The organism is Streptomyces sp. NPDC007872 (genome assembly GCF_042868165.1).
Lineage (GTDB): Bacteria > Actinomycetota > Actinomycetes > Streptomycetales > Streptomycetaceae > Streptomyces.
Genome location: NZ_JBIAEA010000001.1, coordinates 715,094 through 736,667, shown reverse-complemented (window position 1 = coordinate 736,667; position 21,574 = coordinate 715,094). Strand labels below are relative to the sequence as shown.

At 72.4% G+C, this 21,574-nt stretch carries 21 protein-coding genes; 6 read left to right on the top strand and 15 right to left on the bottom strand.

What is annotated here, in order from left to right:
• Window positions 1–48: 48 nt before the first annotated feature.
• Entirely contained in the window at window positions 49–2,943 is a 2,895-nt protein-coding gene (locus ACFYNX_RS02925) for a UPF0182 family protein (protein WP_388656993.1), read from the bottom strand.
• Between the two features lie 170 nt (window positions 2,944–3,113).
• On the opposite strand from ACFYNX_RS02925, the gene ACFYNX_RS02920 reads away from it, so the two are divergent.
• Complete coding sequence (locus ACFYNX_RS02920) at window positions 3,114–3,665, top strand: PPA1309 family protein (protein ID WP_125658523.1); 552 nt, start codon at window positions 3,114–3,116, stop codon at window positions 3,663–3,665.
• A 68-nt stretch (window positions 3,666–3,733) separates the two neighbouring features.
• Here the strand turns inward: ACFYNX_RS02920 and ACFYNX_RS02915 are convergent, their stop codons facing one another.
• The 4 genes from ACFYNX_RS02915 to ACFYNX_RS02900 form a co-directional block, all read right to left on the bottom strand.
• Window positions 3,734–4,822: a PDZ domain-containing protein gene (locus tag ACFYNX_RS02915; protein WP_388656990.1), complete on the bottom strand. Its 1,089-nt coding sequence runs from the start codon at window positions 4,820–4,822 to the stop codon at window positions 3,734–3,736.
• 66 nt (window positions 4,823–4,888) lie between these two features.
• On the bottom strand, window positions 4,889–5,119 hold the full coding sequence (locus ACFYNX_RS02910) for a hypothetical protein (protein WP_388657863.1): 231 nt from the start codon (window positions 5,117–5,119) through the stop codon (window positions 4,889–4,891).
• Between the two features lie 137 nt (window positions 5,120–5,256).
• Complete coding sequence (locus tag ACFYNX_RS02905; RefSeq protein WP_388656987.1) at window positions 5,257–5,718, bottom strand: molybdenum cofactor biosynthesis protein MoaE; 462 nt, start codon at window positions 5,716–5,718, stop codon at window positions 5,257–5,259.
• 126 nt (window positions 5,719–5,844) lie between these two features.
• On the bottom strand, window positions 5,845–6,954 hold the full coding sequence (locus ACFYNX_RS02900; RefSeq protein WP_388656984.1) for an SDR family oxidoreductase: 1,110 nt from the start codon (window positions 6,952–6,954) through the stop codon (window positions 5,845–5,847).
• A gap of 214 nt (window positions 6,955–7,168) precedes the next feature.
• On the opposite strand from ACFYNX_RS02900, the gene ACFYNX_RS02895 reads away from it, so the two are divergent.
• Window positions 7,169–8,662 (top strand): zinc-dependent metalloprotease, encoded by a 1,494-nt coding sequence (locus tag ACFYNX_RS02895; protein ID WP_388656981.1) that lies wholly within the window; start codon window positions 7,169–7,171, stop codon window positions 8,660–8,662.
• Window positions 8,659–9,180, top strand: coding sequence for an NUDIX hydrolase (locus ACFYNX_RS02890; RefSeq protein ID WP_365541221.1), 522 nt, complete (start codon window positions 8,659–8,661; stop codon window positions 9,178–9,180). Before ACFYNX_RS02895 ends, ACFYNX_RS02890 begins: the two co-directional genes overlap by 4 nt.
• 69 nt (window positions 9,181–9,249) lie before the next feature.
• On the opposite strand, the gene ACFYNX_RS02885 is transcribed toward ACFYNX_RS02890, so the two are convergent.
• The 4 genes from ACFYNX_RS02885 to ACFYNX_RS02870 all read right to left on the bottom strand — a co-directional run bounded on the left by ACFYNX_RS02885 (window position 9,250) and on the right by ACFYNX_RS02870 (window position 13,092).
• On the bottom strand, window positions 9,250–10,005 hold the full coding sequence (locus ACFYNX_RS02885; RefSeq protein WP_388656977.1) for an AIM24 family protein: 756 nt from the start codon (window positions 10,003–10,005) through the stop codon (window positions 9,250–9,252).
• A 19-nt stretch (window positions 10,006–10,024) separates the two neighbouring features.
• Window positions 10,025–10,705 (bottom strand): AIM24 family protein, encoded by a 681-nt coding sequence (locus ACFYNX_RS02880; protein ID WP_388656974.1) that lies wholly within the window; start codon window positions 10,703–10,705, stop codon window positions 10,025–10,027.
• Between the two features lie 14 nt (window positions 10,706–10,719).
• Window positions 10,720–12,354, bottom strand: coding sequence for a TerD family protein (locus ACFYNX_RS02875; RefSeq protein WP_388656971.1), 1,635 nt, complete (start codon window positions 12,352–12,354; stop codon window positions 10,720–10,722).
• Window positions 12,355–12,486: 132 nt separating this feature from the next.
• Window positions 12,487–13,092 (bottom strand): M48 family metallopeptidase, encoded by a 606-nt coding sequence (locus ACFYNX_RS02870; RefSeq protein WP_388656968.1) that lies wholly within the window; start codon window positions 13,090–13,092, stop codon window positions 12,487–12,489.
• Between the two features lie 249 nt (window positions 13,093–13,341).
• On the opposite strand from ACFYNX_RS02870, the gene ACFYNX_RS02865 reads away from it, so the two are divergent.
• The gene (locus ACFYNX_RS02865) at window positions 13,342–14,658 is read left to right on the top strand and encodes a TOMM precursor leader peptide-binding protein (protein ID WP_388656965.1); all 1,317 of its coding nucleotides are present in this window, start codon (window positions 13,342–13,344) and stop codon (window positions 14,656–14,658) included.
• The gene (locus ACFYNX_RS02860) at window positions 14,651–16,042 is read left to right on the top strand and encodes an ABC1 kinase family protein (RefSeq protein ID WP_388656963.1); all 1,392 of its coding nucleotides are present in this window, start codon (window positions 14,651–14,653) and stop codon (window positions 16,040–16,042) included. The genes ACFYNX_RS02865 and ACFYNX_RS02860 overlap by 8 nt, the downstream gene beginning before the upstream one ends.
• Window positions 16,043–16,064: 22 nt before the next feature.
• On the opposite strand, the gene ACFYNX_RS02855 is transcribed toward ACFYNX_RS02860, so the two are convergent.
• The 5 genes from ACFYNX_RS02855 to ACFYNX_RS02835 form a co-directional block, all read right to left on the bottom strand.
• Window positions 16,065–16,247 (bottom strand): hypothetical protein, encoded by a 183-nt coding sequence (locus ACFYNX_RS02855; protein ID WP_365541212.1) that lies wholly within the window; start codon window positions 16,245–16,247, stop codon window positions 16,065–16,067.
• Between the two features lie 107 nt (window positions 16,248–16,354).
• Window positions 16,355–16,678 carry a hypothetical protein gene (locus ACFYNX_RS02850; RefSeq protein ID WP_365541210.1) on the bottom strand — a complete coding sequence of 108 codons (324 nt, stop codon included), beginning with the start codon at window positions 16,676–16,678 and terminating at the stop codon, window positions 16,355–16,357.
• The gene (locus ACFYNX_RS02845) at window positions 16,675–17,043 is read right to left on the bottom strand and encodes a WhiB family transcriptional regulator (RefSeq protein ID WP_125667767.1); all 369 of its coding nucleotides are present in this window, start codon (window positions 17,041–17,043) and stop codon (window positions 16,675–16,677) included. The genes ACFYNX_RS02850 and ACFYNX_RS02845 overlap by 4 nt, the downstream gene beginning before the upstream one ends.
• A 193-nt stretch (window positions 17,044–17,236) precedes the next feature.
• Window positions 17,237–17,590, bottom strand: coding sequence for a hypothetical protein (locus tag ACFYNX_RS02840; RefSeq protein ID WP_388656959.1), 354 nt, complete (start codon window positions 17,588–17,590; stop codon window positions 17,237–17,239).
• Window positions 17,591–17,762: 172 nt separating this feature from the next.
• Window positions 17,763–19,883, bottom strand: coding sequence for an ATP-dependent DNA helicase UvrD2 (locus ACFYNX_RS02835; RefSeq protein WP_388657821.1), 2,121 nt, complete (start codon window positions 19,881–19,883; stop codon window positions 17,763–17,765).
• A gap of 280 nt (window positions 19,884–20,163) precedes the next feature.
• Here ACFYNX_RS02835 and ACFYNX_RS02830 point away from each other — a divergent pair, with 280 nt between their 5' ends.
• Entirely contained in the window at window positions 20,164–20,406 is a 243-nt protein-coding gene (locus ACFYNX_RS02830) for a mycoredoxin (RefSeq protein WP_062752343.1), read from the top strand.
• Between the two features lie 93 nt (window positions 20,407–20,499).
• Here ACFYNX_RS02830 and nudC read toward each other — a convergent pair whose 3' ends face one another.
• Window positions 20,500–21,411, bottom strand: coding sequence for an NAD(+) diphosphatase (nudC, locus tag ACFYNX_RS02825; protein ID WP_365541512.1), 912 nt, complete (start codon window positions 21,409–21,411; stop codon window positions 20,500–20,502).
• Window positions 21,412–21,574 lie beyond the last annotated feature (163 nt).

Below are 21,574 nucleotides of genomic sequence, written 5' to 3'. Positions count from 1 at the left end.
TAACAGTATCACGACGCGGAGGTGGAAAACCTCAGGTCAGCCGCCTGGTCACGGGGCCTTGAGCTTCGCCCCGGCCTCCGCGGCCCGCTGGAGGGCCGCCTGGAGGTCCTCCTGGGCCTTGCCGTACGCGCCCCAGTCCTGCTTCTGCAGGGCGGCCTCGCCCGCGTCGTACGCCTTCTGGGCGTCGGCGATCGCCTGCTTCAGGGCGGCGTCGTTGGACGTCGGCGGCGGAGGCGTGGTGCCCGGCTGGTCCGGGTTCGGCTGCTCCGGCGTCGGCTGCGTCGGCGCGTCCACCCCGAAGACCGCGTTGAGCGCCTGGGTGAGGTTGTCCTCGAACACCGTGGTGTCCTTGGTCGTGTCACCCGCGGGCTGGTCCGCGTCCACGTACGAGACCGCGACCTTCTTCAGGAGCGGGTAGAGCGCGTTCCGTCCCTGGGCGTACACCGGCTCCACGTACAGGAACCCGCCGTCGAGCGGCACGGTCAGCAGGTTGCCGTACTGGATGTCGGAGTCGGCGCCCTTGAGGTCCCGGACGAACTGGGCCACGGACGGCAGACCGTTCAGCTTGCTCTGCACCTGGGCCGGGCCCGGCACGTCCTGGGTGACCCGCAGCAGTCTCAGCCGGCCGTACTCCTTGCTGGTGGCGTCGGCGTCGACCGCCATGAAGCCGCCCAGGTTGGGCCGCCCGTTCGGCGTGAACGTCGTCGTCAGCGAGAAGCGCTGCGCCGTGTCCCCGGGCATCTTCATGCTCAGGTAGTACGGCGGGACCGCGTTGCCGTCCTTGTTGGTCGGGTCGTCCGGCACCTGCCAGGCGTCCGAGCCGCTGTAGAACTGCGCCGGGTTGGTGACGTGGTAGCGGGTCAGCAGCTCGCGCTGGACCTTGAACATGTCCTGCGGGTAGCGCAGGTGCTCCAGGAGGTCGCCCTTGATCGCGGACTTCGGCTGGACCGTGTCCGGGAAGGCCTTCATCCAGGTCTTGAGGACCGGGTCCTCGGTGTCCCACTGGTAGAGCTTCACCGTGCCGTCGTAGGCGTCGACGGTGGCCTTCACCGAGTTGCGGATGTAGTTGACCTGGTTCTGCTGGGCGACGACCGTGCGCTGCTGGTTGCCGACGGTTAGGGAGTCGGCCGTGGTGTCGCCGAGCGTGGTGCGCGAGGCGTACGGGTAGCCGTTGGTCGTCGTGTACGCGTCGACGATCCACTGGATCCGGCCGCCGACGACCGCCGGGTAGGCGTCGCCGTCGATGGTCAGCCAGGGCGCGACCGCCTCGACGCGGTCCTTGGGCGTGCGGTTGTAGAGGATCCGCGAGCCGTCGCCGATGGCCCCCGAGTAGAGGATCTGCGGCTCGCTGAAGGCCACCGCGTACGCGGCGCGGTTGAAGGTGCTGGAGAGGCTGACGCCGCTCTTCTCCTTGTAGCTGGTGGTCTTCTCGCCGTTCTCCTCGTAGTCGAGCTCCCGCTGGGGGCCGCCCACGATCGAGTACTGGTCGGTCTTCTCGCCGTAGTAGATCCGCTGCTCGTACGTCGGGAGCTGACCGGTGGTCGGCAGTCCGGACTCGGTGAAGACCGGGGAGCCGTTGGCGTCCGTCTGCGTGCCCGCGGCCATGATCGCGCCGTAGCCGTGGGTGTAGGTGAAGTGGTCGTTGATCCAGTTCCGCTTCGGGATGCCCCGGATGTTGAGCTCGCGGAGACCGATGACGGTGTCCTTGCCCTGGTAGCGGTCCACGTCCAGGGTGGTCGGGAACTGGTAGTACTTCCGCTTCTGCTCGAGCTGCTGGAAGGTGGGCGAGACGATGTTCGGGTCGAGGAGGCGGTAACTGGCCGCCGTGTCGGCGTCCGCCCGCAGCCTGGCCTTGTCCTTGACCGTCGACTTGCCCGAGTAGTTCTCGGGCTTCGTCCCGTCGATCGCGTACGCCTTGCGGGTCGCGTCGATGTTCTTCTGGATGTACGGCGCTTCCTTGGCCTGCTCGTTCGGCTGGACCTGGAACTTCTGCACGATGGCCGGGTACAGGCCGCCGATCAGGACCGCGGAGAGCACCATCAGGCCGAAGCCGATCACCGGGAGCTGCCAGGTGCGGCGCCAGAGCGTCGCGAAGAACAGCACGGCGCAGATCGCGGCGATGCAGAAGAGGATGGTCTTCGCCGGCAGGTAGGCGTTGGCGTCGACGTACCGCAGGCCCGTCCAGTTGCCGGTGGCCTTGAAGTCGCTGGACTTCACGGCCAGGCCGTACCGGTCGAGCCAGTACGCCACGGCCTTCAGCGACACGAAGACGCCGAGCAGCACCGAGAGGTGGCCCGTGGCCGCGGCGGTGGCGCGGGCGCCCGGGCTGGTGATCCGCAGCCCGCCGTACAGGTAGTGCGTGAGCGCGGCGGCGATCAGCGACAGGACGGCGGCGGCGAAGCCGAACGCGAGGAGGAAGCGGTACCAGGGCAGGTCGAAGGCGTAGAACGACACGTCGAGCCCGAACTGGGGGTCCTTCTGACCGAACTTCACGCCGTTGACCCACATCAGCCAGGTGCGCCACTGGCCGGAGGCGGAGGCGCCGGCGATCAGGGCCACCAGGGCCGTGACCGCGAGCAGCACCCACTTCTTGAAGGGGGCGAGGCCCATCCGATACCGGTCGAGGCTCTGCTGCTCGAGGGACATCGCGCTGAGCGGCGGCCGCAGCCGGTAGGCCAGCCAGATGTTGAGGCCGACGGCGAGCCCCATCAGGAGGCCGAAGACCGCGAAGAGGCCGATCTTGGTCCACAGGGTGGTGGTGAACACGGACGAGTAGTGGACCGAGCGGTACCAGAGCCAGTCCGTCCAGAACCCGGCGAACATCACGAACGCCATGGCCAGGACGGCCAGCACCCCGAGTGTCATGAGCAGGGTACGGGCCCGCCGGGACGGCCGGCCGACTCTCATCCTTGGCCCTGACGGGCCTCCGCCGCGGTCCGGCATCTGGAAAGCCAACGTGCGCCCCTCGGTGTTGATGCGTCTCGGTGTCGATGCGTGTCGATGCTGCTGGTGGGTCTGACAGCAGGCCCCGCGATCGTAGGGCCCACTGATGCAACTTACCGAGGCTTTACCTAGTTCCCGGCTTCGGGGAAAGAGGAGGCAGGATATTGGTCATGTCCAACGTTTCCCCCTCCGGCCCGGCGATGGCCGCGAGCCCCCTCACCCGCGCGGTGCTCGAGATCGACGAGTACGCGTCGGGCCTCGGCTGGGACCAGCCCGCCCGCCTGTTCGCCCTGGTCGACACCGCCCGGCTGCGCGCCCGGGAACCCAAGCTCGCCTCCCAGCTCGGCCTGGGCGACGACGCCGCCTCCTACACCCCGATCGAGCAGGACAAGCTGCCGCGCGGGAAGCCGCTCGACGAGTTCCTCGGCACGATCGCCTGGCCCGACGCCGTCGCCGGCTGCGCCATGACGGTGGAGCGGCTCATGCTGCCCCCGTCGGCGGAGGCCCAGGTGCCGCAGGGGCTGAGCGAGAAGCAGCTCGCCACGTGGGTGGCCGGCCACCCCGACCGCCAGGAGGTCCGGATGACCGTGGCGGTGCTGCGGGGCGGGGCGCGCGAGGCGGCGATCCGGCTGCGCGAGAAGGACTCGCCGACCGAGGTCCTGACCGGCCCGGACCTGGTGCCGGGGCTCGCCGAGGCGCTCGCGGCCACCTTCGAGGGCTGAGGACCCGTACGCACGCGAAGAGGAGGGCGCCCCTGCCGGGGCGCCCTCCTCGCTTCTTCCGCGTGCTCTCAGCCCTTCGCGCAGCGCGGCAGGGACGCCGTGTCGCCCTTGCGGAGCTTCTCCAGGGACTTGGTGGCGTCGTCGATGGTGTCCACCTTGACGAGGGTGAGTCCGTCGGGGGTGTCGGAGGCGGCCGCGGCGCAGTTGTCGGCCGGGGTGAGGAAGTACTCGGCGCCCGCGTTGCGCGCGCCGACCAGCTTCATCTCGATGCCGCCGATCGGGCCCACCTCGCCCTTGTCGTCGATGGTGCCGGTGCCGGCGACGAACCGGCCGCCCGTGAGGCTGTCCGGGGTGAGCTTGTCGACGATGCCGAGCGCGAACATCAGTCCGGCGCTGGGGCCGCCGACGTCGGCCAGCTTGATGTCGATCGTGAACGGGAAGACGTGGTCGGTGCCGGCCTGGATGCCGACGACGGCCCGGTCGCCCTCCTCGGAGGTGGTGGTCGTGATGACCACCTTCCGCGTGGCGGTCGGCTCCTTGCCCGCCTTCTCGGCGGCGGCCGCCTCCTTGGCGGGGACGATCGTGAACTCGACCTTCTGACCGGGCTTCCGCTTCGTCACCTGCGCGGCGACGCCGCTCTGGCCGGTGATCGGCACACCGTCGACGGCCTTGATGACGTCCCCGGCGTGCAGCTTGCCCTCGGCCGGGGCGCCCTTGACCACCGTGCCGACGACTACCCGGGAGACCACCGGGATGCCCAGCTCCCCGAGGGCCGCCACCTTGGCGCTCTCCTGGGACTGGGAGAACTCCTCGGCGTTCTCCTGGCTCGACTGCTCCTCGGTCTTGCCGTCCGGGTAGAGCGTGTCGTGCGGCACCACCACGTTGTCGTGGGCGAGCCAGCCGTAGACGGCCTCGACGGCGTTCATCCGGTAGTCCGCGCCGGTGACGCGGACCGTCGTCATGTTGAGGTGGCCGTCGGTCGGATACGTCTTGCGTCCGGAGATCTGGAGGACGGGCTCCCCCCTGGCCTCACCGAGGGTGTTGACCGTCGGTCCGGGGCTCATCTCCGCGTACGGCACCGGGATCAGAACGCCGGCGATGAGCAGGCAGATCAGGACCAGGGTGGAGGCGAGCATCGTCGCGGTGCGGCGTGGCATGGAACGACAGTACGGGACTCGCCTGTGGGCGCACCCCCGGGGCGGGTCCGTACGAGGCGGCCCGCGTCAGCCGGAGGAGGACGGGGTGACGGCGGTGGCCGCCGCGGCCGGTTCGCGCTCGTGTCGGGCGGAATCGGCGAGGATGGGGTGGGCGCGTTCCATCGCGTCCCGGAAGCGGGCGTAGCCGGCGAGTTCGGCCACGTCGCCCGTCGTCTTGTTCCTCGAAGCCCAGCTTCCCCATATCGCCGCGCCGACGACTGCGAAAAGCGGAATCAGCAACCAGGCCAGCGCTGCCATTCCGACCTCCCATCCCCAGTGAGTTGATCAGCAGACTGTTTCATCCCTGCCGTCAACGCTCGCGCGCGGGGGTCGGTTACGCAAATCGGGCGTTCGGCTACGCCGTGTCGGCGCGTCGCCTTGCTTCCCGGCGCGCCCTAGCAGGCACCCACCCACTCCTCGGTTCCGTCCGAGAAGGTCTGGTGCTTCCAAATGGGTACTTCGTGCTTGAGGTCGTCGATCAGCTTCCGGCAGGCCTCGAAGGCCTCCGCGCGGTGGGGGCAGGAGACGGCGACGACGACCGCGATGTCGCCGACCTCCAGGTCGCCCACGCGGTGGACGGCGGCCAGGGCGCGGACCGGATGGTTCGCGACGACCTTCTCGGCGACGCGGCGCAGCTCCGCCCCGGCCGTGGGGTGGCAGGAGTAGCCGAGCGCGTCGACGTCCGCGCCGGCGTCGTGGTTGCGCACGGTGCCGACGAAGAGGGTGGTGCCGCCGGAGGCGTCGTCCCCGACCGCCCGGAAGACCTCGTCGACGGAGAGGGGGGTCTCCCGGATCGCGAGGAGCTTGATGGGGTCGGCCGCGGCCCGCTCGCCGGGGTGGTCAGACGTCAGTGCCATGAGCCCATCGTGCCGTACGCCGCCGACAACCCGGAATAGCAGTTTCGACCGGCGCTCCGGACCCTCCGTAGGAGGGTCCTACAGCCGGCCCCGCGACCGGTCGGCCCCACGACGACGGTGAGGGGATCAGATCCCGCGCCGCTTCCGCATCTGCCGGACGAGCGCCGCCGTGCCGAGCAGCGCCACCGTCGCCCCGGCCGCGCCGGCCGCCGTCGCGTCCTTGCGGCCCAGGCGGCGCCCGGCGACCGTGTGGCGGCCCTCGACCTCCGCCAGGAGCGCGGCGAGGACCTCCTCGTTCGTCCACTTCGGCCGCCAGCCGGCGTCGTGCAGCCGTCCGACGCTCACCACCCAGGGGTGCATGGTGTACGCGAGGTCGCCCGCCGGGGACGGGGTGAGGCCGATCCGGTGGAGGCGGGCCGCCGTGCCGAGGGCGACGGCGGAGGGCAGCTCCATGCGCCGGATCCCGGAGAGCTCCTCGACCTCCTCCTGCTCCAGCCAGCCCTCGCAGCCGACCGCGAACTCCCCGTCGACCTTCCCCAGGGCCGCGTACTCCAGCGCGCTCACCAGGTCCTCGACGTGGCAGAACTGCCAGGTGGGCCGGGAACCGGCGACGACGAGCAGCCGGGGCGACTCGAAGTAGCGGGTCAGCGCCGTGTCCGTGCCGCCGACGAGGACGGCCGGGCGGACCACGGTGACGTGGAGTCCGGGGTGCGCGCGGGGCGCCCGGCGGCCCAGGCGCTCGATCTCCAGCAGGTCGCCGACGCCGGTGGCCTCCGCGGTGGCCTTCAGCTCGGCGTCCTCGGAGAGCGGGACGTCGTTGTCGGGCAGCGCGCCGTAGACCATCGCGGAGGTGCAGAGCACCACCCGGTGGACGCCGGCGGCCGCGGCGGCGGTCAGGACGGTCTGCGTGCCGCGCACGTTGTAGGCCGTCCGGGCCGCGGGATCGGTCTCCAGGTCGAGGTCGACGGCGAGGTGCACGACGACGTCGGCGCCGCGCAGCTTCTCGGCGATGGCCGGGTCGCGCACGTCCAGGACGTGCCACTGCGCCTCGGGGACCTCGCCGCGGCGCTCGTCGATGGCGACGACCCGCTTGACCTCATCGGAGGCGGCGAGGCGCCTGGTCAGCAGGTCGCCGATGCCGGAAGCGGCGCCGGTGACCGCGACGACGGGGCCGCGCGCGGTGGACCGGGTCGAGTGGTTTCGCGCTCCGCGAACCTGTGGATCTGGGGAACTCACCGGGCGTCTCCAGCGGTTGTCTTCAGTACGTACGCCGCATGACGTACGGACCAGGTGGCGTCCATCCTGCCGCAGGGCACGCCCCGGCGGAGCACCGAGCCCGTTTCCGGCCCGGATGTCTACGCTGGTGGTGTGCGGAGCCTGTCGCGGGCAGGCTCTGGTCGGGCAGTCGCCGTCGGCAGGAGGCCGGCGGCCCTACGAGCCGAGGAAACCTGTGAGTGACACCCCATTCGGATTCGGCCTTCCGCCGGAGGAGCCGGAGGACGGCGACGAGGGCAAGAAGAAGGACCCCGCCGGAGGTGGCCAGGGGTCCGGTGGCCAGGGCGGCAACCCGTTCGGGGCGAACCCGTTCGGTTTCGGCGCACTGCCGGGCATGGGCGGGCCGGGCGGGCCCGGCGGCGCGGACAATCCGTTCGCGGCGATGTTCGGCTCGCTGAACCCCAACGACCTGGGCGCGGCCTTCCAGCAGCTCGGGCAGATGCTGAGCTACGAGGGCGGTCCCGTCAACTGGGACATGGCCAAGCAGATCGCGCGCCAGGTGGTCGCCCAGGGCACCCCGGACGGCACCAAGGACGCCAGCGTGGGCCCGGCCGAGAAGTCCGCGGTCCAGGAGGCGCTGCGCCTGGCCGACCTGTGGCTGGACCAGGCGACCTCGCTGCCCTCGGGGGCGAACGTCGCCGTGGCGTGGAGCCGCGCGGAGTGGGTCGAGGCGACGCTGCCGGCGTGGCAGCAGCTCGTGGATCCGGTCGCCGAGCGGGTCGGCACGGCGATGGGCGACGTCCTGCCGGAGGAGATGCAGGCCATGGCGGGCCCGCTGATCGGCATGATGCGCTCCATGGGCGGCGCCATGTTCGGCCAGCAGATCGGGCAGGCCGTGGGCGCGCTCGCCGGCGAAGTCGTCGGCTCGACCGACGTCGGCCTGCCGCTGGGCCCGGCCGGGCGCGCCGCGCTGCTCCCGCTGAACATCGAGGCCTTCGGCAAGGACCTGGGCGTGCCCTCGGACGAGGTGCGGCTCTACCTGGCCCTGCGCGAGGCGGCCCACCAGCGCCTCTTCGCGCACGTGCCGTGGCTGCGGGCGCACCTGTTCGGCGCGGTCGAGGGGTACGCGCGCGGGATCAAGGTCGACACCTCCAAGCTGGAGGAGGCGGTGGGCCAGCTCGACCCGACGCACCCCGAGCAGCTTCAGGAGGCCCTCCAGCAGGGCATGTTCCAGCCGGAGGACACCCCGGAGCAGAAGGCGGCCCTGGCCCGTCTGGAGACGGCGCTCGCGCTGGTCGAGGGCTGGGTGGACGCGGTGGTCCACGAGGCCGCCAAGACCCGCCTGACCTCGGCGGACGCGCTGCGCGAGACGCTGCGCCGGCGCCGGGCCTCGGGCGGTCCCGCCGAGCAGACCTTCGCGACCCTGATCGGTCTGGAGCTGCGTCCGCGGCGGCTGCGGGACGCGGCGCGCCTGTGGGCCTCTCTCACCGACGCGCGCGGGGTCGACGGCCGGGACGGCCTGTGGGAGCACCCGGACATGCTGCCGACGGCGACCGACCTGGACGACCCGGACGGCTTCGTGCACCGCGAGCACCTCGACTTCTCCGAGCTGGACAAGATGCTCGGCGAGGCCGCGAAGGGCGACGCCCCGAAGGGTGACTCCCCGAAGGGTGACTCCCCGGAGGACGACGGCCGGGACGGGACCGGCGGCGGGGACGGCAAGGAGTGACCCTGCACGACGACGCGGTCCTCGTGCTGAAGGAGTACGGGGGCCAGGAAGAGCTGCGGCAGGTCTACCTGGACCACCTGGACGCGCATCCGGACGGCATGTACAAGCCCTGCTCGGCCGGTCACCTGACGTCCAGCGCGCTGGTGGTCGACCCCGCGCGGGGCAGGGTGCTGCTGACCCTGCACAAGAAGCTGGGCATGTGGCTGCAGATGGGCGGCCACTGCGAGCCGGGCGACGCGACGGTCGAGGCCGCCGCGCTGCGGGAGGCGACGGAGGAGTCCGGGATCCCGGGGCTCGTCCTGCTGCCGGGCGGCCCGGTGCGGCTCGACCGGCATCCGATCCCGGCCCCCTGCCACTGGCACCTGGACGTGCAGTACGCGGCCCTGGCGCCGGCGGAGGCGGTGGAGCGGATCAGCGAGGAGTCGCTCGACCTGCGCTGGTTCGCGTACGAGGACGTGGCGGGCGTGGCCGACGCGTCGGTGGTCCGCCTCCTGGAGGGCACGCTGGCGCGGCTGTGAGGACGCGGGAAGGGGGCGGGCGCCCGACCGGCGCCCGCCCCCTTCTCCGTACCCCCTCCGTGCCCCCGGCTAGCTCCAGGCGTTGTTCTGGTTCTGGCCGTGGGCGCCGTGCTGTCCGGCGCCGTACTGGGCGGCGATGCCCTGGCCGATGGCCGCGTGCTGCGGGGGCATGACCTCGCTGGGCTGGACGAGGGCGAAGCCCTGCCCGAGGAAGCTGAGCTCCCAGCCCTCGCCGGTGTCGCCGCGCCGGCGGCGGACGCTGGAGTTGTGCGTCTGCGCCTGCATCTGGACCCGGAGCCCGGTGGACCAGGCGACGATCGCGTCCGCGTCGACGCTGACGTACTTGTCGGGCGTGACCTGCATCATCAGCGGCTGCCCGGAGGTCATCAGGGCGACCTTGCCGCGACCGGAGATGTTGAGCTGGTACTTGCCGGAGCCGGAGACGCCGTACTGGCTGTCGACGGCGATGACCTCGGTGTGGAGGGTCGAGTCGAGCGCCAGGACGTAGGCGCTGTCGACGGTGAGGCCCTCCTGCTCGACCTCCACGACGTGGACGTACTGGGCGAGGTTGGCGAGGTAGACCGTGCCCTGCCCGGAGCAGCGCATCAGGTCGAGGCCCTCACCGGTGCGGGCGCGGGCCCGGCGCTGGTTCGCGGTCTGGTACTCGCCGTCGAAGTCGATGAGCCCCTGGTAGGCGACCATGGCGCCCTTGCGGGCGAGGACGTCGTCCTGCCCGGTCAGGCTGACCCGCAGGAGCTGCGGGTTCTGGACGACGTACCGCTCCTGGCTCTGCTGTTCGGCGTGGTTGAAAAGCGGGCTCTGCATGGTGTGTTCTCGCTCCCCCTCAGCCCCGGGCCCGCAGGCGGTCGGTGCTGTCCTCGCTCGGCTGTACGACGACGATGCCCTGGCCCGAGAAGGCCATCTGGTACGCCTCGCCGCTGCCCCGTCCGATGAGGGAGGAGGCCTTGAAGCTGCGCTTGCCCTTGACCTTGAGCGCGGGCGACCAGGCGACCAGCGCGTCGGGGTCGACGTACGTCTCGTCCTCGCCGCGGCCGCAGTCGACGACGATCGGGGTGCCGCGCGAGGTGAGCGCGACCCAGCCGGTGCCGGCGATCGTCACGTTGAACAGGCCCTGGCCGGCGAACTTGGCGAGGCCCTTGACCCGCTCGACGCCCCACTGGAGGTGCGCGTCGAAGGCGAGGAGGTTGGTGCCGTTGACCGACAGGGAGTCGTTGTTCAGGTTGATCACGACGACGTCGGCGCCGTAGTCGGCGAGGTAGAGCAGTCCGTCGCCGGAGCACTTCATGATCGGCGCGCCTTCACCGGTGACCCACTGCTGGGCGTACTGGCGGACGGCGGGCGGGTTGGGCTCGTAGGTGATGAAGCCCTCGTAGGCGACCATCGAGCCCGACCGGGCGTAGAGGTCCTGGCCGCTCGCCATGGCGACCTTGAGCATGGCGCTGCCGTGGTTCTCCATCCGGGCCGCGACGGGGGTCGGGACGTAGCCCGCGAGTTGCTGGTTCATGGCTTCGGGCTCCCTCAGACCTCGTAGGGCTGGACGACGACGAAGTTGCCGGGGGCGCCCCGGAACTGCAGGTTCACGGTCTCTCCGCTGTGGCCCGGGTAGGCGTTGCGGCGCAGGCGCACCTGGCTGGAGAGGACGACCTGGGAGGCCGACGACCAGGCGACGACGGCGTTGCAGTCGGCGAAGGTGGTCGGCGTGACCGGGAGGACCACGGGGATGCCGCGGGTCTTGACGACGACCGTGCCGCTGCCCTGGAACTGCATGGTGAACAGGGCGCCGCCGGGGATGCCGTGGCCCTCGATGCGGCGGACCTCGTACTGGAGGGTCTCGTCGAACGCCAGGACGTTCTCGGCGGAGACGCAGATGCCGTCGCCCTGGAGCTCGATCGGGTGCAACTGGGCGCCCTCCTCGGCGAGGAAGACCTGGCCGCGGCCGGTGCAGCGCATGAGCTGCATCTCCTGGCCGGTGGCGTTGCCGACGATCCGGCCGGCGAAGCCCGCGCCCTTGTAGCCGAAGTCGACCTTGCCCTGGTACATGACCATGGAGCCCTGCCGGGCCAGGACGGGCGTGCCGCCCATGCCGAGGTCGACCCGCATGAGCTGCTGGTTCTGCGGGGTCCAGCGGGAACCGGTGGCGGTCTCCTTGTACGGCGCGAGCGCGGCGGCGAGGCCCGCGCCGGTGGCGGGGACGCCCTGGGGCACGCCCGCGTGCTGCTGCCCGAAGGCGGGCGGCTGCTGGCCGTACGGGGGCGGGGTCTGCCCGTAGGGGGGCTGCTGGCCGTACGGCTGCTGGTGCCCGTGGGGCGGGGTCTGCGGCGGCTGGCCGTGACCGGGGTACTGGCCCGGGGGCTGCCCGGGGACCTGCCCGTACGGGGGCGGCGTCTGCCCGTACGGGGCGGGGGCCGGAGCGGGCGGGGGCACGGGGGCCGGGGCCAGGGGCGCGACCATCGTGGGCGCCGTGTGGACCGGCGGCGCCGGCGGGGCGGGCGCGGGGGCCGGGGCGGGCGGGGCGCCGAACGCGGGCGCGGGTGCCGGGGCGCCGAAGGCCGGGGGCGCCGTCGCCTGGGGCGGCGGGGCGAAGCCGGGGGCGGCCGCCTGTTGCTGCGGGGCGGCGGGCTCCTCCTCGGCGACCTCGCCGCCGAAGTTCCGCAGGAGTGCTTCCAGACCTCCGTCGAAGCCCTGGCCGACGGCGGCGAACCGCCAGACGTCCTTGAGGTAGAAGTCGCCGAGCATCACCGCGCGCTCGGTGGAGAACTCCGCTCCGGTGAACGCGTACCGGGCGACCTCCTCGCCGCCCGCCACGATCCGCAGGTGGCCGGGGCCGATCTGGGACATCTGGCCGGCGCCGTCGACCGTGGCGGTGAAGGACAGCTTGTGGATGTGCGCGGGGATGCGGTCGAGGGTGACGCGGAAGGACTCGGTGTCGCCGGCCTGGGCGCCGAGGAGCTGAATGGACTCCTCGGGCGACTTCGGCTGGTTGAAGAAGACGAAGTAGCGGTCGTCCGAGAGTCGCTCGTCGGCGTCGAGGCCGAAGCAACTGATGTCGAAAGTCAGTCCGGGCGCCGCGATCTGCACGCCCACGTACAGATCGGTTCCCGCGGTCAGATCACTGATCTTGGCCTTGTGGCCGCGTTGGAATTCCCTGGCCATGCGTAACGACCGTCCCCCATCCCGAATGGCGAATGCTCGCGCCAGGCTAACCGCTGCGTGCGACATCGAGACAGGCAAGGTGGTTTTCGGTACGGAATCGGGAAATCCGTGCGCCGCCGCGTGGCGGCGCCGTCACTCCTCGCGAGCGTCGTCCTGGTCGTCCTGGTCGTCCTGGCGGTCCGGAAGGTTCGGGAGGCGCTCGGCGGCGGCCACCCCCTCCAGGTAGCCCCGGGCCCGCTCGGTGCGGGGGTAGGCCTCCAGGAGCCGCCAGAACCGGGGGCCGTGGCCGGGGACGAGCAGATGGGCCAGCTCGTGCAGGAGGACGTAGTCGACGACGTACTCGGGCATGCCCTGGAGCCGGTGGGAGAGGCGGATGCTGCCCTCGGAGGGGGTGCAGGAGCCCCAGCGGGTGTTCTGGTTGGTCACCCAGCGGACCGAGCCGGGGCGGGCCCGGCCGTCGAAGTACTGGTCGGACAGGCGGCGCGCCCGCTCGGTGAGCTCGCGGTCGCCGAGGACGCTCCGGCTCTCCTTGGCGGCGAGCTTGTCCAGCATGACGCCGACCCAGCGCCGCTCCTCCGCCTCCGACATGCGGGCGGGGATGAGCACGATGGTCCGGTCGCCCTCGCGGTAGGCCGAGACGGTCCTGCTCCGCCGCGCGCTCCTGCGGACCTCGACCGCGCTCGTCCCCGTGTCGCGGGGCGGCTTGCTGGTCACGCTGCGTCGTGGATCGGCGGGCACGGCCCCGACGTTACCCGCTGCCGGGGCGGTTTCGGGAACGGTCCGGCCGCATCGCGCCCCATTTGAATGACTAATCCCCCGGCCTGTGGACAACTTTCGGCAGCGGTCGGAGCGACGGGGCATTCTCACTCACGGACGACGGAAAAGCCGTTGTCGATCATGAATACGGTTCATGGTGTGCGGTTCATGGCGTGCGGATCACTGATCACCGGTCGGCGATCACGGCACGCGGACGGACGGGGGCGGGAAATGCATCCGATGGTGAAACCGGCGCTGCGGCGGGCCTGGCGGAGCCTGCGGTGCGTCCAGTTCGGGGTCACCCCGGCCCACGCCGTGGTGCTCGATCCGGTCGGTCCGGAGACGGAGGCGGTGCTCGGGCTGCTCGACGGGACGCGCGGGGTCGAGCTGCTGCGGGCCGAGGCGCGGACGCTCGGTCTGCCGGACGGACGTCTGGAGGCGCTCCTCGGCCGCCTGGAGTCGGCCGGGCTCCTCACGGACGCCGCGACGGGACGGCCCGGGAGGGCGGGGCCGGCCGCCGGGGCGGCGGGCGCGGCCCTCGATCCGCTCCGGGCCGATCTGGCCTCCCTCTCCGTGGTCCACCCCGCGCCGGAGGGGGCGGCGGGGGTCCTGGCGACCCGCCGGGCCCTGCGCGTCCAGGTCCGGGGCGCGGGGCGGGTGGGGGCGACGGTGGCGGCCCTGCTCGCCGCGGCGGGCGTGGGCCGGGTCGAGGTGCTGGACTCGGGCCGGGTCGAGCCCTGGGAGACGGCGCCGGGCGGCCTGCCGGAGGAGGCCGTCGGCGAGCGCCGGGCGACGGCCGCCCGACGCCTGGTCGGCCACTGGTCACGGGGCGGACCACGCGGGGCCCGGCGCTGCGGGGGTGGAAGCGGACCAGGTGAAGGCGGTGCCGGACCGGGCGGCACGGACGGCGGACCGGGCGGCACGGGCGGCGGACCGGGCGGCACAGGCGGCGGGCCGGGCGGGGGAAACGGTGGCGCGGGTGAAGGGAGCGGTGGGGCCGGGCTTTCACTCGTGGTGGTGACGCCCCGGGACGGTCTCGGCGCGTACGTCCCCGATCCGCTCCCGGCCCAGCGGTGGATCTCCACCGGCACCCCCCACCTGTACGCCGGGGTCGTCGAGGCCACGGGGACGGTCGGCCCGCTCGTGCTGCCGGGCGGCACGGCCTGCGCCCGCTGCCTCCAGGAGGAGCGGACGGACCGGGAGCCGGTCCGTCCCCGGCTGCTCGCCCAGTGGCGCTCCGGCGCCCCGCATCCGCTGCCGGCCTGCGACCTGGCGCTGGCCACCGCGGTGGCGGGCCTGGCCGCCGCGCACGCCCTCGCCTTCCTCGACGGTGACCTCCCGGCGAGCACGGGCACCCGCTGGGAGGCGTCGCTGCCGTTCCTGGAGTGGCGGGCGGAGCGGCTGAGACCCCATCCGGCCTGTCCCTGCGGGGCGGCGCCCCGGGGGAAGGGGGAGCGCGCCTCGGCAGCGGAGGACGCGCACGACACAATGGCGGGGAAACGGCCCGCGCGGCACGGCAGTCTGGGTTTTGGAGGGGCGCATGTCTGATCTTCCCCGGAAGGCGGTCACCCGGACCGCCAAGTTGGCCGCGTTGCCCCTGGGCTTCGCGGGCCGGGCCACCTGGGGCCTGGGCAAACGGATCGGCGGCAGGTCCGCGGAGATCGTCGCCCGCGAGCTCCAGCAGCGCACGGCCGACCAGCTCTTCAAGGTGCTCGGCGAGTTGAAGGGCGGGGCCATGAAGTTCGGGCAGGCCCTCTCCGTCTTCGAGTCGGCCCTGCCGGAGGAGGTCGCCGGGCCGTACCGGGCGGCCCTGACGAAGCTTCAGGACGCGGCGCCGCCGATGCCGACGCGGACGGTGCACGCGGTCCTGGAGGAGCGTCTCGGCGCCGACTGGCGGGAGCTGTTCCTGGAGTTCGAGGACAAGCCGGCGGCCGCGGCCTCGATCGGGCAGGTGCACCGGGCCGTGTGGCACGACGGGCGCGAGGTCGCGGTCAAGGTGCAGTACCCGGGCGCCGGGGAGGCGCTGCTCTCGGACCTGACGCAGTTGAGCCGCTTCGCCCGGCTGCTCGGCCCGCTGGTCCCGGGCATGGACATCAAGCCGCTGATCACCGAGATGCGGGACCGGGTCTCCGAGGAGCTGGACTACGGCCTGGAGGCGACGGCCCAGCAAAGGCACGCGGAGGAGTTCGAGGACGACCCCGACGTGGTGGTCCCGGCGGTGGTGCACCAGTCGGAACAGGTCCTGGTGACCGAGTGGATGGAGGGTCTTCCGCTCGCGGAGGTGATCGCGGACGGCACCCGGGAGCAGCGGGACCGGGCGGGCCAGCTCCTCGCCCGCTTCCTCTTCTCCGGCCCGGCGCGCACCGGTCTGCTGCACGCCGATCCGCACCCGGGGAACTTCCGGCTGCTGCCCGGGGCCGGGGAGGACGAGGGGCCGGAGGGCTGGCGGCTCGGCGTCCTCGACTTCGGCACCGTGGACCGGCTGCCGGGCGGGCTGCCCGAGACGATCGGCACCTGTCTGCGGATGACGCTCGCCGGCGACGCCGAGGCGGTCTACGACCTGCTGCGCGCGGAGGGCTTCGTCAAGGAGACCGTCTCGCTCGACCCGGACGCGGTCCTGGAGTACCTGCTGCCGATCATCGAACCGGCCGAGGCGGACTCCTTCCTCTTCACCCGCTCCTGGATGCGCGCCCAGGCGGCCCGCATCGCCGATCCCCGCTCCCCCGCGCACCAGTTGGGCAAGCAGTTGAACCTGCCGCCCTCGTACCTGCTGATACACCGGGTGACGCTGAGCACCATCGGGGTGCTGTGCCAACTGAACGCGGCGGTCCGGCTGCGCGACGAACTGGACGCGTGGCTCCCGGGCTTCGCGCAGCCGGAGCCGACACCGACGCCGACGGAGCCGGAGGACGGGGAGACGGAGGAGGGCTAGGGGCTGTCCGCCCCGCGCGGGGTCACCACCAGGAGGAGTCGAGCCTGCCCTCGATGGCGCGGAGGTTGTCCCGGGAGCAGTCCTCGCAGAAGTACACCCGGCGGCCGTCCTCCACGGAGAAGGTCCAGGTCAGCGGCAGGATGTCGGCGGTCCTGCCGCAGCGCGCGCAGGTGAGGGGCTCCTCGGGGGCACCGGCGTCGTTCATCCTCGCGACGATAGCCCGGCCGGGCGCCCGCGGTCCCGCGCAACGCACCGCGGGGGCCGGTCCCGACGGACCGGCCCCCGCGACGGCGCCCCGGAGGGCGCGGGTTCTCAGTGCATGAGGGCCATGGCGAGCGCGCGGCGGGCGCGCAGCGAGACGCGCTCGGCGCGGCGCTGCATGCGCCGGGCGGCGACCAGGCGCACGGCCTGGCGTTCCGCGTCGGCCTCGCGCCGTCGGTCGTGCATATGGGCACGAGCCAGGGCTTCGGGGATGAGTTGCATTTCACGGGTCCTGTTCTGACGCGCCACGGGAGCGGCGGCGGGGGAGAAGGCTGAGGTCGCGGAGCCGGCGGGCTCGCTGGGGGAAGAGGTCATCGGGGCCTGCTTCTGGGGATCGTGCGTGTGGGGGCGGTCGATGGTTCCGGTGGCGTTCATGCCGCGACCGGGTTCTTGCGCGGGCGACCACGCGGCCGCTTGCGGGCGACGACCACGCCCTGGACGAAGAGCTCACCGCCCCAGACGCCCCACGGCTCGCGCCGCTCCTTGGCGCCGGCGAGGCAGGCGGCCACGAGCGGGCAGGTCTGGCAGAGGGACTTCGCGTACTCCACGTCCGCCGGCGACTCGGCGAAGAAGACCTCGGGGTCGTAGGAGCGGCAGGGGACGGGGACGCCGAGGTTCTCGATGGCGTCGTCGAGCGCGGTGAGCGCGGTGAGGGGGGTCAAAGCGGGGTCCTCCGTGAGGCCGGGCTGGGAGATCGATTCGGAAGGCGGTACGGACGGGGCGTGCGCTTCGAGTTGCACGGTGTTCTTTCCTCGTCTGGTCGTTCCGGCCTGTTGGCCGGTGTTTCGGCTGGTACCGGGTGTTTCTGTCCCGAGGCCCCTTCTCCCGTCCGTCCCCGTTCGGAGACGGACCGTCCCCGTTCGGGGACAAACAGAAGGGCCGCGGATCCCGGGTGGGGTTCCGCGGCCCTGAAGGCGCCTGCCTGATCCTGGATCAGGCTGGATCACTCCAGGGTTCGAGCCCACGGAAGGCCCACATCGTGTGGTGCATCGTCTGCTGCTGGGTGCCGGCACCGGTCGCCGCAAAGGCATAGGCCTTGGCCTTGGCCTTGCCGGCTGCTCCTGCTTCCAGTGCCTTGGTCGGTCGCTCATTGCGCAGGGCCACGGAGGGCCGCAGCTCCACGGCGGCGGACGTGCCGAGGCCGGAGAGACCGGTGGTAGGCAGACCGGTGCCGATGAACGCCGAAGCCGAGAGGCCGAGCGTGCAGGCGGAGACGACCGAGCGATCGGTCATTTTGGCGGTGCTGACGAAGCTGGCGGTGCTGGTCTGAATCGTGTAGCTGATCACTGGAATCGCCTCCTCTCGGCGTCTCGGAGGGCTCGGGTGCGAGCCGGACCCTCATGTTTATTTGGACAAGTACAGCACGAAGACAGGGCTTCGAAGAAGCCGCCGTTTCCGTGGTTAAGAACCTATGGGGCTTGACGGGGCGGGCGCAAACTATTTTTCCGACGAGTTTTCCTCAGAGCTCGTCGACCCCCGTCCCTCCCTCCTCACCTGCGCAGATGGCCAGGACATCGGCTCCGAAGCGGTTCAGCTTGCGGGTGCCGACGCCGGCGATCGAGGCGAGCTCTCCGCCGGTGGCGGGGACCCGTTCGGCGATCGCCATGAGCGTCTTGTCGGTGAAGACGCAATAGCCGGGCTGGCCGAGCTCCCGCGCCCGCTCGGCGCGCCAGTCGCGCAGCCGCTCGTACAGCCCCTCGTCCATGTCCGAGGGGCAGTCCTCGCAGCGCATCAGCTTCATCGCGCCCGCCTCGGTGAGGGTCGCGCCGCAGACCCGGCAGAGGACGGGGCCGCGCGGCCTGCGCCGGGCGGGGGCGCTCCCCCGCTCGGCGAAGCCGGGGCCGCCGTGGCCGGTGGTCCCGAGGGAGCCGGAGCCGGGGCGCAGGCCCTTGAGGAAGCGGGAGGGGCGCCGGGAGGGGCGGCCGCCCGGGGAGCGGGAGAGGGCCCAGGAGAGCGTGAGGTGGACCCGGGCGCGGGTGACGCCCACGTACAGCAGGCGCCGCTCCTCCTCGACCTGCTCGTCGGTCCTGGCGTAGGTGATCGGCATCATGCCCTCGGTGAGGCCGACCAGGAAGACGGCGTCCCATTCGAGGCCCTTGGCCGCGTGCAGCGAGGCGAGGGTGACGCCCTGGACGGTCGGGGCGTGCTGGGCGGCGGCCCGCTCGTCGAGTTCGGCGACCAGGTCGGAGAGGGTGGCGCCGGGCCTGGCGCGGGCGAAGTCCTCGGCGAGCCGGACGAGGGCGGCGAGGGACTCCCAGCGGTCGCGGACGGCGCCGGAGCCTGCGGGCGGCTCGCCGGTCCAGCCCTTGGTGGAGAGGACCGCCCTGACCTGCGCGGGCAGGTCCTCGGCGTCGTCGAGGAGGGAGTCGTTGCCCCCGGCGCGGGCCGCGCCGCGCAGGGCGACGCCCGCCTCCCGCACCTCCTGGCGCTCGAAGAAGCGTTCGGCGCCGCGGAGCTGGTAGGGCACCCCGGCGTCGGCGAGGGCCTGCTCGTAGATCTCGGACTGGGCGTTGATCCGGTAGAGGACGGCGATCTCGCCGGCCGGGACGCCGGCGGCGATCAGGTCGCGGACGCGGCGGGCGGTGCCCTCGGCCTCGGCGGGCTCGTCCACGTACTCCGCGTACACCGGCTCGGGTCCCGGGTCGCGCTGGGAGATCAGCTCCAGGCGGTGCTCGGCGGCCCGGCCGCGGGCCTGGGAGAGCAGTCCGTTGGCCAGGTGGACGACCTGGGGGGTGGAGCGGTAGTCGCGGACCAGCTTGACCACGGTGGCGCCGGGGTGCCGGGCGCGGAAGTTCAGCAGGTGGTCGGGGGTGGCGCCGGTGAAGGAGTAGATCGTCTGGCTGGCGTCGCCGACCACGCAGAGGTTGTCGCGGTCGCCGAGCCACAGGTCGAGCAGCCGCTGCTGGAGCGGGGAGACGTCCTGGTACTCGTCGACCACGAAGTGCTGGTACTGGCGGCGGACCTGGTCGGCGATGTCGTGCCGGTCCTGGAGGATGCCGACGGTGAGGAGCAGCACGTCCTCGAAGTCGATCACCGAGCGGTCGCGCTTGAGCTGCTCGTACGTGGCGTAGATCTGGCCGATCTCGGCCGGGTCGCGGGGGGCGTCCCTGAGGGCCTTGGCGACGACCGCCGGGTAGTCGGCGGGGACGGTCTGGGTGACCTTGGCCCACTCGATCTCGCCGGTGACGTCCCGCAGCTCGTTCCGGTCGAGCCGGAGCCGGCAGCGGGCCGCGGCCTCGGCGACGAGTTGGACCTTCCGCTCCAGGAGCCGGGGCAGTTCGCCACCGATCGCTTTCGGCCAGAAGAACTGGAGCTGGCGGAGGGCCGCGGAGTGGAAGGTGCGGGCCTGGACGCCGCCCGCGCCCAGGTGCCGGAGCCGGCCGCGCATCTCGCCCGCGGCGCGGTTGGTGAAGGTGACGGCGAGGACGCCGGCGGGCTGGAGCACGCCCGCCCGGACCCCGTACGCGATCCTGTGCGTGATGGCCCGCGTCTTGCCCGTGCCGGCTCCCGCGAGGACGCACACCGGGCCGCTCAGGGCGAGCGCGACCTCGCGCTGCTCGGGGTCGAGCCCGTCGAGCACCGCGTCGGCCGTCTCCGGGACCCGGGGGAAGAGAGTGGAGTGCGTTGCTGCTGTCACCCCGCCATGCTGCCAGGTCCCGTGGGGTGGGTGCGGCGGGTTGTCCACAGGCGGGAGGTGCCGGTCATACGAATCCGGGGCGGCGGGGCCGGGCCCCCGGCCGGTGCGGCTCCGGTCCGGAGCCGGTCCGGAGCCGGTTCCGGGAATGGGACGGACAGGGCGTACGTTCTCCTTCTCGGACCCCGTCAGCGAAGCAAGCGAAGAACCAGAGGAGCGCCTGGCCATGCAGGGCACTGTGACGATGTACAGCACCACGTGGTGCGGCTACTGCCGTCGGCTGAAGAGCCAGATGGACCGCGAGGGCATCGCGTACACGGAGATCAACATCGAGCAGGACCCGGACTCGGCGGCCTTCGTCGAGAAGGCCAACGGCGGCAACCAGACCGTGCCGACCGTGCTCTTCCCGGACGGTTCCACCCTGACCAACCCGAGCCTCGCGCAGGTCAAGCAGAAGATCGGCGCCTGAGCCTCCGCCACCCCTTCGCGGTGGCCGAAAAGAGCCCCTGCCGGACACGCCGTCCGGCAGGGGCTCTTTCACGTGCGCGCAAGGCCGCGCGGATCAGACCACGTCGCCCGGCTTCGGGAGCGGTCTGCCGTACCAGCGTTCGATCAGGCGGGAGGCGATCGAGATGCCGTACGGGGGGAGGACCTCGCCGGCCTCGAAGGCCGCGGCCAGCTCCTCGCGGGAGAACCAGCGGGCCTCGTGGATCTCCTCGCCGTCCACGGTGATCTCCGAGGAGGTGGCGCGGGCGAAGAAGCCCAGCATCAGGCTGGACGGGAAGGGCCAGGGCTGGCTGGCGACGTACTCGACCTCGCCGATGGTGACGCCCGCCTCCTCGAAGACCTCGCGGACCACCGACTGCTCGATGGACTCGCCCGGCTCGACGAAGCCGGCGAGGGTCGAGAAGCGGCCCTCCGGCCAGTGGACCTGGCGGCCGAGCAGGGCCCGGTCGTGCTCGTCCGTGACGAGCATGATCACCGCGGGGTCGGTGCGCGGGTAGTGTTCGGCGCCGCAGGCCTGGCAGCGGCGGATGTGCCCGGCCGCGGCGATGACCGTGCGCTCGCCGCAGCGCGAGCAGAACCGGTGGAGGCGCTGCCAGTTCTCCAGGGCCACGGCGTGCACCATCAGGGCGGTGTCCCGGTCGGAGAGCAGCAGCCCGGCCTCGCGCAGCCCGGCGGGGCGGGCGGACTGGTCCATGCGGCCGGGCAGCGAGTCCTTCTGGAGCGCGAAGTAGGAGACCCCGTCGGCGTCCGTGCCCAGGAAGTAGCGGTGGGTCTCGGTGACCGGGGCCTCGAACGCCGGGGTCATGACGAGTTCGGTGGTGCCGTCGGGCCGGTCGTCGATCAGCACCTGGCCGCCGGAGACCACGAAGACCCGGGTCGTGGGGTGGCTCCAGGCCGCCGCGAGCCACGCCTCGTCGAGGCGGTGGTGGGCGGCGCGGTCGATGCCGCTCGGGGCGGTGAGCGAGATCGGGCGGTCCGCGGGCGGGGTCGCCGGGGGGTTCTCCTGGGCGTTCTCCGGGACGGAGGCGGTCGCCGCGGTCGGCGCGTTCCCCGGGGCCGACGGGGCCGACGGGTCGTTCGGGGCCGGCGCGTTCTTCAAGGTGCTCACAGGTTGCTTCCAATCCCCCGGT